Here is an 11,834-nt window from a genome sequence, read left to right on the forward strand (position 1 = left end):
AACGTCGCACCCGTCGAGGTGATGTTGGACGCGGTCGGGGTGCCCGGCGTCGTCGGCGGCGTCGTGTCGCCGGGCGTCGTGGTGTTGAGGCCGAAGAACTGGATGGCCAGCGCCGCCTGGCCGCTCAGCGGCAGGCTGTGGCCGGTGTTCGCGATGCTGTACGCCTCGACCTTCAGCGTGCCCCCGCTGTCCCGGTACTGGGTCCTGGTCCAGTTCGGCTGCGGCGTGGTCGTGGAGGACGGCGTCTGGCTGATGCCGTGCACGTTCGTCCACTGCTTGATCTGCTCGTTGAAGTTCGGGTACGCCAGCGTGGTGTCGGTGGTGCCGTGCCAGATCTGCATCGGCGGGCGCGCCCCCGTGTAGCCGGGGAAGGCGTTGCGCACCAGGTCACCCCACTGCTGCGGGGTCATGATCCGGTTGCCGCCGGAGCACTGGCTGTTCCACATCGAGCCGTCGGTGGTGGCGAAGCAGGCGAACGGCACGCCCATGAACGCCGCGCCCGCCTTGAACACGTCCGGGTACGCGCCGATCAGCACGTTGGTCATCATGCCGCCCGAGGAGGCCCCGGTGACGTAGACGCGGTTGGCGTCGCCGTTGCGGTTCTGCACCGCCCAGCGGACCATCGACACGATGCCCACCGGGTCGCTGCCGCCGTTGTGGGTCAGGGCCTGCTGGGAGGACACGTCGAAGCAGCTGCCGCTGCGGGTCGCCGTGGGGTAGATCACGATGAAGCCGTACTGGTCGGCCAGGGACGCGAACTGGCTGCCCGAGAAGAAGGCGGGGCCGGTTCCGGTGCAGTAGTGCACGGCCACCAGGATGGGCGGATTCGGCTGGACGTTGTCAGGCACGTAGATGTGCATCCGCAGGTTGGTCGGGTTGGTCCCGAAGCCGGTCACCTCGACCAACGACGCCGCGGCGGCCGGGCGGGCGAGCACCAGGCTCGTCAGCACCAGCATCGCTGCGACGGCCAGCCGGAATGGGCTTTTCAGCTTCCCCATTCGCCGTTCTCCTTAGAAACGTTTCGCAAGCACGAGCGATCGTATTCGCCGCGAACGTAGGCAGGGCTCGGGTTCGGGTCAAGCACGAGGCCTGGCCGCCTGACGGGGCCGCCGGTCTGAGCAGGGGCTCAGCGAGGTTTCAGCGATGTTTCAAGGTGCAACTTTCATCGGGGCGGCGCGGTGCTGGCCCGGACGATGAGAGTGGTCGCCAGCTCGACCCGGCTCTGCGCGGGCTGTTCCCCCGCGGCCAGCGCGATCGCGATCTCGGCGGCGGTGGCGCCCATGTCGGCCAGCGGCTGGCGGACCGTGGTCAGCGGCGGGCCGCACCAGCGGGTGAACTCCAGGTCGTCGAAGCCGACCACGCTCAGGTCCCGAGGCACGTTCAGCCCGGCCTCCCTGGCGGCCTCGTAGACGCCGAGGGCCTGCAGGTCGTTGCCGGCGAAGACGGCGGTGGGCCGATCCGGCAGGGCGAGCAGCTCGCGGCCGAGGGCCAGGCCGTCCTCGAAGGCGAACGCGCCGTCCCGGATCAGGCTCGGGTCCACCGGCGCCCCGGCCGAGTCCATGGCGGCCCGGAAGCCGTCCAGCCGGGCCCGCGCGCACAGGAAGGCGGGCGGGCCGCCGATCTTGGCGATCCGGCGGTGGCCCAGGTCGAGCAGGTGCCGGGTGGCGGCCACGCCGCCGCTCCAGTTGGTCGCGCCCACCGAGGGGATGGCGTGGCCGGGCTCGCCGGTCGGATCCAGGGCGACCAGCGGAATGGAGCTGCTGTCCAGCAGGCCCTGCTGCTGCGGGGAGAAGCCGGCGTAGACCGCGATGACGGCGGCCGGGCGGCGGGCCAGCACCTGCTCCAGCCAGCCACGCCCGGGGGCCAGCCGACCGCGCATCTCGGTGAAGCCGACGGCCAGCTCGTGCTCGCGGGCGACCGACTCGACGCCGCGCATGATCTCGATGGCCAGATGGCTCTCCAGCGCCGTGAACACCACTTCGAGGATGGCGGCGGGGCCGACCGCCTCCGGGCGGCGGTAGTCGTGCTCACGCAGCAGCGCCTCGACCCGCCTGCGGGTGTCCAGGGCCACTCCGGCCCTGCCGTTGATCACTTTGGAGACCGTGGGCGCGGAGACTCCCGCCAGCCTGGCGATGGAGGCGACCGTCATCTCGCCCCGCCGGCGCCCGCGCCGCCGCGCCTCCGGATCCGCCGTCGTCACGCGCGCAGTTTACCTCGGTCACAACTGGATTGCGGCACTTGACTGGTTCGGAAAGTTTCTTTACTTTCTTTGAGTGGTTAGGAAACTTTCCTAATCGGCGCTTGGAGGACAGCACCCGTGACCCAGCTCGTGCCCGGCACCCCGAGCCTGCTGCGGGCGATCAACGACAAGGCCGCGCTGCAAGTGCTGCTCGACCGCGGGCCGCTGACCCGGCCCGAGCTCGGCGCCCTGACCGGACTGTCCAAACCGACCGCCTCCCAGCTGCTGTCCCGGCTCCAGGAAGCCGGCCTGGTGGTGCTGGACGGCATCCGCGAAGGCCTGCCGGGCCGCACAGCCGAGTTGTACCGCATCAACGCCGGCGCCGCGCACGTGGCCGCGCTGGACGTGACCCCGGCCAGAATCGACGTCGCCGTCGCCGACCTTACCGGCACCGTGATCGCGGAGCACCGGCTGCGCACGCCGGGGCGCGCGGCCGGGGACCCCAAAGGGGTCGTGGCGAAGGTCCGGGCCGCGCTGGCGGGGGCCGGCCCGGACCTGCCGCCGCCGCACCGGGTGGTGATCGGCATCCAGGGCGCGCTCGACCCGGGCACCGGGCGGCTCGGCTACGCGGCGCACATCCCCGGCTGGCACATCCCCGACCTGCTGGGCGCCCTCAGGGACGGGATCGGCGTGCCGGTGGACGTGGAGAACGACGTCAACCTGGTCGCGCTGGCCGAGCGGGCGCACGGCACCGCGCGCGGCCACCGCGACTTCGTGCTGCTGTGGGCGGACGCGGGCATCGGCTCCGCGCTGGTGCTGGGCGGGCGGCTGCACCGGGGCGCGACCGGCGGCGCGGGCGAGGTCGGCTACATGCCCGCGGTGGGCGCGCCGACCGTCCGCGAGGTCGGCGAGGACGCCGACCACGGCTTCCAGGCCCTGTCCGGCGGCCCGGCCGTGCTGCGGGTGCTGCACGGCCACGGCCTGCGCGGCACCACCCCGGCCGCGGCCGTACGGCAGGCCGTCCGCACCGCCGCCGGCGCGACCAGACTCGCCCCGGCCGCGGACGCGGCGCTACGCGAGGTGGCGGCGCGGCTGGCCATGGGCCTGGCGGCGGTGACCGCGGTGGTCGACCCCGAGCTGGTCGTGCTCTCCGGCGGCATGCTGATGGCCGGCGGCGAGACGCTGCGCGCCCTGATCGAGCGGGAGCTGCACGCGCTGTGCCTGCCCCGCCCGCCGCTGCGGCTGTCCACCGTGGTCGGCAACCCAGTGCTCGCCGGCGGCCTGCATCTGGCCCTGGAGGCCGTCCGCGACGAGGTTTTCAGTTCCACGAAGGTTCAGCTGACAGGAGCACATGGGTGAAGATCGCCGTGGTCGGGGGCGGCTCGACGTACACGCCCGAGCTGATCGACGGGTTCGCGCGGCTGCGCGACGAACTGCCGGTCACCGAGGTCGCGCTGGTCGACCCGGACGAGGGCAGGCTGGCGCTGATCGCCGGGATGTCCCGGCGGATGCTGGCCAGGGCCGGGCAGCCGGCCCGGGTGACCACCTGGACGGACGTGGCCGCGGGCGTGGCCGGCGCAGGGGCGGTGCTGCTGCAGCTGCGGATCGGCGGGCAGGCGGCCAGGAACGTGGACGAGACGCTGCCGCTGGAGTGCGGCTGCGTCGGGCAGGAGACGACCGGCGCGGGCGGGCTGGCCAAGGCGCTGCGGACGGTCCCGGTGGTGCTGGACATCGCCGCCAAGGTGCGGGAGCACGCGCCGGACGCGTGGATCGTCGACTTCACCAACCCGGTGGGGATCGTCACCAAGGCGCTGCTGGCGGAGGGCCATCGGGCCATCGGCCTGTGCAACGTGGCGATCGGGTTCCAGCGCAGGTTCGCGCAGCGGCTCGGGGTGGACCCGGGCCGGATCTCGCTCGGGCACGTCGGGCTGAACCACCTGACCTGGGAGCGTGCGGTCCTGCTGGACGGCGTGGACGTGCTGCCCCGGCTGATCGAGGAGCACGGCGACGGGATCGCGGCCGAGATCGGGCTGCCCGCCTGGGTGCTCCGCCATCTCGGCGTGGTGCCCTCCTACTATCTGCGCTTCTTCTACGAGCACGACGCCGTGGTGGCCGAGCAGCGGGCGAAGCCGTCCCGGGCGGCCGAGGTGAAGGCCATGGAGGACGCGCTGCTGGAGATCTACGCCGATCCGGCCGAGGACACCAAGCCGGAGCTGCTCGGCAAGCGCGGCGGCGCGTACTACTCGGAGGCGGCGGTGGCGCTGATCGCCTCCCTGGCAGGCGACCGGGGGGACGTCCAGGTGGTCAACACCCTGAACAACGGGACGCTGCCGTTCCTGGACGACGACGCCGTGATCGAGGTCCCGGCGACCGTCGGCGCGGGCGGCGCCACCCCGCTGCCCGTTCCCGCCGTCGAGCCGCTGTTCCGCGGGCTGATCGGGAACGTCTCGGCGTACGAGACGCTGGCCCTGGCGGCGGCCCGGCACGGCGGCGCGGACCGGGTCAGGGACGCGCTGCTGGCGCACCCGCTGATCGGGCAGGCCACCCTCGCGGCCGGGCTGGCGGACCGGCTGATCGCGGCCAACCGGGACTACCTGCCGTGGGCGGCCCGGTGAGGACCGTGCTCGCGGTCGACGGCGGCAACAGCAAGACCGACGTGGCCCTGATCGCCGAGGACGGCGAGGTGCTGGCCGTCGGCAGGGGGGCGGGGTTCGAGCCGCAGAGCGCCGGGGTGCCGGCCGCCATCGACGTGATCGGCGAGACGGCCGGCCGGATGTTGCCCGGGGTGCCGCCGCCGTACGCGGACCACATCGCCGCCTACGTGGCCGGGGCCGACCTGCCGATCGAGGAGGAGCGGCTGCGCGCCGAACTCCTCAGGCGCGGCTACAGCCGCAGCGTCGTGGTGGGCAACGACACCTTCGCCCTGCTGCGGTCGGGTTCGTCGGCGCGGTGGGGGGCCGCCGTGGTCTGCGGCGCGGGGATCAACGCCGTCGCCGTCGCCCCCGACGGCCGCGTCGCCCGCTTCCCGGCCCTCGGCCGCCTCAGCGGCGACTGGGGCGGCGGGTACGGCCTGGCCGAGGAGGCCCTCTGGCACGCCGCGCGCGCCGAGGACGGCCGCGGCCCCGCCACCGGCCTGACCGGCGCGGTCGCCGCCGCCTTCGGCACCCGCACCGTCGAGGAGGCCGTGATCGCCTTCCACTTCGGCGACCTGCCCATGGACCGCCTGCACGAACTGGTCGCCCCGCTGCTCGCCCTGGCCCCCGCCGACCCGATCGCGCGCGGGATCGTCGACCGGATGGCCGAGGAGGTCGCCCTGCTCGGCACGGTCGCGATGCGCAGGGCCGGGCTGCTGGAATCGCGCTGCGAGGTCGTCCTGGGCGGCGGCGTGCTCACCGCCCGCGACCCGCTGCTCACCGCGCTGATCGAGGAGCGGTACGCGGCGGCGGCCCCGCACGCCACGCTCATCGTCACCGAGGTCCCGCCGATCGTCGGCGCGGCCCTGTACGGCCTCGACCACTTCGGCGCGCCGCCCGCCGCGTACGACCGGGTCCGCGCCCGGTTCGTGGGTCAGCGCGTCGAAGGTCAGGGCGCGATAGCGGGCGGCCGGTAGTCGTACGGTGTGCTCAGCACCACCGTGGTCCGGGTCGAGACGTTGGCGGCGGCCCGGATCTGGTTGAGCAGGTCCTCCAGCCCGAGCGGCGAAGACACCCGGACCTTGAGGATGTAACTCTCGTCGCCGGCCACGCTGTGGCAGGACTCGATGGCGGTCAGATGCCGCAGCCGGTCCGGCGCGTCGTCGGCGGCGGCCGGATCGATCGGCTTGATCGAGACGAACGCGGTCAGCGGCAGGCCGATCTCGTCGTAGTCGATCAGGGCCGCGTATCCCCGCAGCACGCCCCGTTTCTCCAGCCGGCGCACCCGCTGGTGCACCGCGGACACCGAGAGCCCGGTCTCCTTGGCGAGGTCGGTGAAGCTCATCCGCCCATCGGCGGCCAGCAGCGTCACGATGCGGCGATCGATCTCCTCCACCCGCAAACGGTACTGCCGCCGTGACCACTCCCGAGCCCGGATGTGGTCACGTCCTGATTCCATCACGTGGCCCATCCGCCCCACGCGATTGGGGACGGATCGTCCGGGCATGCTGGTCGATAGGCATCGCCGCAGGTCAGGAGGCTCTGATGGCCGATGAACGGCCGATTCTGGTGACCGGCGCCGCCGGGGACGTCGGCGCGGTCGGCCGTACCGTGGTGGAGCTGCTCCGCCGGGACGGGCTGCCGGTGCGCGCGCTCGTCCGGCGGGAGGACGAGCGGGCCGGGGCGCTGCGGGCGATGGGCGCGGAGGTCGTGGTCGGCGACCTCACCAGGGCGCCCGATCTGGTGCGGGCGGTGGACGGCTGCGGGCGGATGTACTTCGGGATGAGCGTCACCGCGGACTACCTGGAGGCGGCGCTCACCGTGGCCACGGTGGCGCTGCGCTACGGCGTGCTGGAGGTGTTCGTGAACATGTCGCAGATGACCGTCTCGCAGATGGATCTGTCCAGCACGCAGGAGTCGATCCACCAGCGCTACCACTGGCTGGCCGAGCAGGCGCTGAACTGGTCGGGCCTGCCGGTCGTGCACGTCCGGCCGACGGTGTTCATGGAGAATCCGCTCTTCGCCAGGCTCGCGGCCGCCTCGATCAAGGAGGACGGGACGATCCGGCTGCCGTTCGGCTCCGGCCGTACCTCCCCGGTGGCGGCGCACGACGTGGCCGAGGTCATCGCCGCCGTCCTGCGCTCCCCCGGGCAGCACGTCGGCAGGGTCTACGAGCTGACCGGGCCCGTCTCGCGCGACATGCCGGCCGTGGCGGCCGAGTTCGCCGCGGCGCTCGGCCGGCCGGTGAGCTACGCCGACGTCCCGCTGGCCGAGTGGGCCCGCCGGGAGCTGAAGCCGCTGGGCCTGTCACCGCACCTTTTCGACCATGTGCTCACCATGGCCGAACTCCACGCCGCGAACCACTACGACCGGGTCACCGGTGACGTCGAACTCCTCACCGGGAAGCCCGCTTCGGACATCCGCGACTTCGTCGACGCGCATCCGGGGCTGTTCCGGTGACTCAGTCGGCGATGAAGCTGATGCTGGCCACTTCGTAGCCCCTGGCCTTGGATCCGCGCACGTGCATGAAGACGGCGCCGCCCTCGTAGGAGTAGGCGCACGAGTAGCCCTTCGGCTCCTTGCTGCAGCCCTGGTAGAAGTGGGTGACCCCGTCCGGGTCGTACGCGACCTGGAAGCGCTTGTCGACGGCGACCTTGGTGGCCACCTCCAGCGCCCGCCGCCGGTCCCCCAGCACGTACGACTGGTGGAAGTACTTGGTCACCGTGGCCGGCGAGGCGTGCCGCGACCGGTAGACCCGCGTCACCTTGTTCCCCGTCACGACCATCCCGAGCCCGTTCAGGTCCCCCGGCACGTTCACGCTCGTGTGCACGAACCGGCAGTAGTTCCCCGAGCATCCGGCGAACTTGTCCGGCGCCTTGAACGAGTAGGCGAAGATGCTCTTCACCGCGCCCGGCGTGGCCACCTTGCCCGCGGCCACTTTGTCGTTCTTGAGCCAGGCTTTGAACAGCTGCTTCGCCACCGTGGCGGGGGCGGGCGCCTGCTGGGCGGACGCCGCGACCGGAACCATCAACACGGCGCCGACCGCGACCGCGGCACCACCGAGAACCATTCGACTGATCATGCACCGAAATTTAGCGGCATTCCCTTGCACGGAAGTTGACCCCGGCTTTCACCAGGCCGACTACTGCTTGGGGGCCAGGCAGAGCACGTAGCCGGTGCTGTCCTCCTTGCCTTCCCAGAAGGACTGGTCGGCGCTGGGGAAGGCCGAACACATCGCTCCCTCCTGGTCGGCTTCCCATTCCTTCTGGGTCTTGTCCTCGACCCGGCCCGCGACCGTGAGCGTGGCGGTGGGGTCGGTGCAGGCGACGACCTTGAGGTCGTCGGCCGAGGCGCCGGCGAGGCAGTCGCCGGCTTTGGCGATCTCGGGAGCTCCGGTCATCTGGTTGTACACGTAGCCGCCACCCGCGAGAAGGATGGCGCCGACGACGCCGGCCGCGACGCGCTTGACGATGAGCTTGCCCGCGCCTTTGCGCTTCTCACGGAACGTGACGGGCTGCTGGGGGGTTTCCGTCATTTCTCTTTTCCTGCTTTGAGACGACATGACGAGACAGCAACTTAACAGGGCTTCAACGATGCCGAGCGTGCCGAGTCATGCTGGGGCAGGGTGGGCGCGGGGCCGCCGGCCGGGCTCCCGGTGCCACCTGGGAGCCCGGCCGGCGGAGTCTTGCGGGTGCTGTTCTACCGGTGCGGTTTTACGGGGTGGTGCAGGTGTAGCCGGTCGGGACCGCCGTGTTGCCGTTGGGGCGGCTGCCCTGGAAGCCGAAGCTGGTGCTGGCTCCGGCGGCCAGGTTGCCGTTGTGGGCGACGTTCTTGGCGGTCACCGTCTGGCCGCTGACGGTCACGTTAGCGTTCCACGAGCCGGTGATGGTGTGGTTCGCGGGCAGGGTGTAGGTGACGGTCCAGGAGGTGATGGCGGCGCCGCCGGCGGTCACGGTGACCGGCTGGATGACGTAGCCGTTGCCCCACTGGGTCTGGGTGGTGGGCGTGACCGTACAGGCCCCGCCGCCTCCGCCGGCGGTGGTGGTGAAGGTGCCGAGGGGCGAGTTGCCGGACAGGTTGCCGGCGTTGTCACGGGCCCGGACGTACACCTGGTAGGCCGTGCTCGCGGTCAGGCCGGTGAGGGCGAGGGTGGTGCCGGTGGTCTGGCCGAGGAGTGGGTCGGTGGCGCCCTGCTCGCGGTAGACGTTGTAGCCGGCCAGGCCGGAGCAGCCGGAGTCGGTGGAGGCGGCCCAGTTGAGGGTGGCGCCGGAGGAGGTCACGCCGGACGCGGTCGGGGCGCCCGGTGTGCTGGGTGGGGTGGTGTCGGTGCAGGTGCCGGCCTGGGTGGTGAAGGTGACGAGGCCGGAGTTGGCGGACAGGTTGCCCGCGGCGTCCCTGGACCGGACGTAGATCTGGTACTGGGTGGCGGGGGTCAGGCCGGTGAGGGTGACCGTGTTGGTGGCAGGCGAGGCCAGGAGCGGGTCGGTGGCGCCCTGCTCTCGATGCACGTTGTAGCCGGCCACGCCGCCGGTGCCGCCGGTGGAGGCGGTCCAGTTGAGGGTGGCGCCGGTGGCGGTCACGCCGGAGGCGACGGGCGTGCCGGGGACGGTGGGCGGGGTGGTGTTGCCGCCGCCGATCAGCGGGGCGAGCACCGGGTACCAGGCGTTGGACATCTTCTGGTCGCCGGCGGCGTTCGGGTGCACGCCGTCGTAGGTGTCGGTGGTGGTGTTGAAGCCGGTCCAGTGGTCGACCACGGTGATCGGCGAGGCGGCGGTGGTCTTGCCCGCGGCCCAGGCGGGGATGGCGTTGTTGAAGTCGATGACGCGCTGCGGGCACGGGCCGCAGGCGCTCGCCGCCATCGGGATGATCTTGGCGACCAGGATCTTCATGTTCGGGTTGCTGGCCCGCATCTGGTCGACCAGCTTGCTGAACGCGGTCAGGATGGCGGCCGGGGCGATGTTGCTCCACACGTCGTTGGTGCCGAAGTGCATCAGCACGACGTCCGGGCTGGTGGCCGACAGCCAGGGCGGCAACTGGTTCCCGTTGGCCACGTTGGTGGCGAGGAACCCGCCGTGGCCTTCGTTCTCCCCGTCGTACGGCGCCCCGCAGCCCTGCGGGGCGAGCGTGCCGACGAAGTCGACGTTGGTGAGACCGGCGCTCTGCAAACGGTTCCAGAGCAGCGCCCGCCAGCAGCCGGGCGAGCCGGTGATCGAGTCGCCCAGCGCCATGACGCGTACGGGCGCGGCCTGGGCGGGGGACGAGAAGCCGAAGACGGTCGCCCCCACCATGGTGAGTAATACCGTGAGGAAGGTACTGATTTTTCGACGCACGTGAAACTCCTCTGATCGGCTCAGGCGATGCTAGGAGCGGACCGATTGGTAGGGCATGTCACACCTCAGACCGATATCGGTCACCTGCGGCTTCTCCGATACCGGAATGTAATTTTCGCCATTCCGGCTGATGGCCGCCGGGCATAATCCCCGCTGAGAGCCCTGCCCCGCCAATATAGATGATCTTCGTCATTGCAACTTTCGGATTACCGACCTAATTTTCGGGTGCCCATCCGGTGCGAGAAGGAGGCCCCATGTCCAGAATCGTGGCACTCGTGGCGGCGCTCGCGCTGATCCTGGCGGGGAGCCCGGCCGCGGCGGCGGCGGCGGCCGTGCCGGTCGGGGCGCAGTTCACCGACACGGGCGGTTCGCTGCTGCACGCGCACGGCGGCGGCGTGCTGAAGGTGGGGACCTATTACTACTGGTTCGGCGAGAACCGCAACAGCAACGGCACATTCCGGTACGTCTCGGTCTACCGGTCGACCGATCTGCGGATCTGGGAGTTCCGCAGCAACGTGCTCACCCAGTCGAGCGCGGCGGAACTCCAGGTCGCCAACATCGAACGGCCGAAGGTCATCTACAACGCGAGCACCGGCCAGTACGTGATGTGGATGCACAAGGAGAACGGCAGCGACTACGGCGAGGCGCGGGCGGCCGTGGCGGTGTCCTCCACCGTGGACGGCAACTACACCTATCTCGGCAGTTTCCGCCCGCTGGGGCACATGTCGCGGGACATCACGGTGTTCGTGGACACCGACGGCACCGGCTACATGATCTCCGCGGCGGACGAGAACTTCGACCTGCACATCTACCGGCTCACCCCCGACTACCGGTCGGTCTCCGCGCTGGTCCGGATGTGGGACGGCGACCACCGCGAAGCGCCCGCCCTGTTCAAGCGGAACGGCGTCTACTTCCTGCTCACCTCGGCCGCCACCGGCTGGCAGCCCAACCAGGCCAAGTACGCCACCGCGACCAGCATCACCGGCCCGTGGAGCGCCTGGCAGAACGTCGGCGACAGCCTCACCTTCGGCTCCCAGTCCACGTACGTACTGCCGATCCAGGGCACCCAGACCACCTCGTACCTGTATATGGGCGACCGCTGGGCCGGCGCGTGGGGCGGCCCGGTCAACGATTCCCGCTACGTCTGGCTGCCGATCCAGTTCCCGAGCAGCACCACCATGAGCCTCACCAACGCCCGCCAGCTCAGCGTCGACACCGCCACCGGCACCCTGTCCGCGACCGGCTCCGGCTACGACCGCCTGACCCTGCGCCACTCCGGCAAATGCCTGGACGTGCGCAACCAGTCCACCGCCAACAGCGCCGCCGTCGTCCAGTACGCGTGCAACGGCGGGACCAACCAGCAATGGCGCATTCAGTCGATCAGCGGGGGCTACGTCCAGGTCATCGCCCGCCACTCCGGGAAATGCCTCGACGTGAACAGCGCCGGCACCGCCGACTACGCCACGATCCTCCAGTTCACCTGCGGAACGGGCGCCAACCAGCAGTGGACCCTGCAGGACGCGGGCGGCGGCTACCTGCGCCTGGCGGCCCGCCATTCGGGCCGCTGCCTGGACCTGCCCGGCAGTTCCACCGCCGACAACGTCCAGCTCCAGCAGTACGCCTGTCACAGCGGCAACCAGCAGCAGATCACGCGTACCGCGCTGTAAATGATTTGTCCTGATTGAATGTGGT

General features: G+C 71.2%; 11 protein-coding genes. 5 read left to right on the top strand and 6 right to left on the bottom strand.

Annotated features, from left to right (window positions below; genetic code table 11):
• Together Acor_RS12115 and Acor_RS12120 are read right to left on the bottom strand one after the other, a co-directional pair.
• The coding region (locus Acor_RS12115; RefSeq protein ID WP_155336767.1) for an extracellular catalytic domain type 1 short-chain-length polyhydroxyalkanoate depolymerase at window positions 1-998 on the bottom strand (998 nt) is incomplete at its 3' end.
• A 164-nt stretch (window positions 999-1,162) separates the two neighbouring features.
• The gene (locus Acor_RS12120; RefSeq protein ID WP_246238603.1) at window positions 1,163-2,200 is read right to left on the bottom strand and encodes a LacI family DNA-binding transcriptional regulator; all 1,038 of its coding nucleotides are present in this window, start codon (window positions 2,198-2,200) and stop codon (window positions 1,163-1,165) included.
• Window positions 2,201-2,317: 117 nt separating this feature from the next.
• Here Acor_RS12120 and Acor_RS12125 point away from each other — a divergent pair, with 117 nt between their 5' ends.
• The 3 genes from Acor_RS12125 to Acor_RS12135 are packed head-to-tail and all read left to right on the top strand — an operon-like array spanning window position 2,318 to window position 5,789.
• On the top strand, window positions 2,318-3,538 hold the full coding sequence (locus Acor_RS12125; RefSeq protein WP_155336700.1) for an ROK family transcriptional regulator: 1,221 nt from the start codon (window positions 2,318-2,320) through the stop codon (window positions 3,536-3,538).
• Window positions 3,535-4,794 carry a 6-phospho-beta-glucosidase gene (locus tag Acor_RS12130; protein WP_155336701.1) on the top strand — a complete coding sequence of 420 codons (1,260 nt, stop codon included), beginning with the start codon at window positions 3,535-3,537 and terminating at the stop codon, window positions 4,792-4,794. The genes Acor_RS12125 and Acor_RS12130 overlap by 4 nt, the downstream gene beginning before the upstream one ends.
• Window positions 4,791-5,789, top strand: a complete 999-nt coding sequence (locus Acor_RS12135; protein ID WP_218034243.1) for an N-acetylglucosamine kinase — start codon at window positions 4,791-4,793, stop codon at window positions 5,787-5,789. The genes Acor_RS12130 and Acor_RS12135 overlap by 4 nt, the downstream gene beginning before the upstream one ends.
• Here Acor_RS12135 and Acor_RS12140 read toward each other — a convergent pair.
• The gene (locus Acor_RS12140) at window positions 5,762-6,208 is read right to left on the bottom strand and encodes an Lrp/AsnC family transcriptional regulator (protein ID WP_218034244.1); all 447 of its coding nucleotides are present in this window, start codon (window positions 6,206-6,208) and stop codon (window positions 5,762-5,764) included. The two genes, Acor_RS12135 and Acor_RS12140, sit on opposite strands and share 28 nt — an antisense overlap.
• A 149-nt stretch (window positions 6,209-6,357) precedes the next feature.
• Here Acor_RS12140 and Acor_RS12145 point away from each other — a divergent pair, with 149 nt between their 5' ends.
• Entirely contained in the window at window positions 6,358-7,272 is a 915-nt protein-coding gene (locus tag Acor_RS12145) for an NmrA family NAD(P)-binding protein (RefSeq protein ID WP_155336702.1), read from the top strand.
• A gap of 1 nt (window position 7,273) precedes the next feature.
• Here Acor_RS12145 and Acor_RS12150 read toward each other — a convergent pair whose 3' ends face one another.
• From Acor_RS12150 to Acor_RS45395, 3 genes are all read right to left on the bottom strand, one after another.
• A complete protein-coding gene (locus Acor_RS12150) occupies window positions 7,274-7,894 on the bottom strand; it encodes a hypothetical protein (RefSeq protein ID WP_155336703.1) in 621 nt (206 codons plus the stop codon).
• A gap of 60 nt (window positions 7,895-7,954) precedes the next feature.
• Entirely contained in the window at window positions 7,955-8,347 is a 393-nt protein-coding gene (locus tag Acor_RS12155; protein ID WP_155336704.1) for an LppU/SCO3897 family protein, read from the bottom strand.
• Window positions 8,348-8,525: 178 nt separating this feature from the next.
• Window positions 8,526-10,142 carry a fibronectin type III domain-containing protein gene (locus Acor_RS45395; protein ID WP_281353208.1) on the bottom strand — a complete coding sequence of 539 codons (1,617 nt, stop codon included), beginning with the start codon at window positions 10,140-10,142 and terminating at the stop codon, window positions 8,526-8,528.
• Window positions 10,143-10,396: 254 nt separating this feature from the next.
• Between Acor_RS45395 and Acor_RS12170 the strand changes: the two genes are divergently transcribed.
• A complete protein-coding gene (locus Acor_RS12170; RefSeq protein WP_155336705.1) occupies window positions 10,397-11,809 on the top strand; it encodes an RICIN domain-containing protein in 1,413 nt (470 codons plus the stop codon).
• Window positions 11,810-11,834: the final 25 nt, after the last annotated feature.

This window comes from Acrocarpospora corrugata, from assembly GCF_009687845.1.
GTDB classification, from domain to species: Bacteria; Actinomycetota; Actinomycetes; order Streptosporangiales; family Streptosporangiaceae; genus Acrocarpospora; species Acrocarpospora corrugata.

Bases quoted from the DNA above. Each gene is read 5' to 3' on its own strand.
- Acor_RS12145 (WP_155336702.1), top strand. From the start codon at position 6,358: ATGGCCGATGAACGGCCGATTCTGGTGACCGGCGCCGCCGGGGACGTC.
- Acor_RS12150 (WP_155336703.1), bottom strand. From the start codon at position 7,894: ATGATCAGTCGAATGGTTCTCGGTGGTGCCGCGGTCGCGGTCGGCGCC.
- Acor_RS12155 (WP_155336704.1), bottom strand. From the start codon at position 8,347: ATGACGGAAACCCCCCAGCAGCCCGTCACGTTCCGTGAGAAGCGCAAA.
- Acor_RS12170 (WP_155336705.1), top strand. From the start codon at position 10,397: ATGTCCAGAATCGTGGCACTCGTGGCGGCGCTCGCGCTGATCCTGGCG.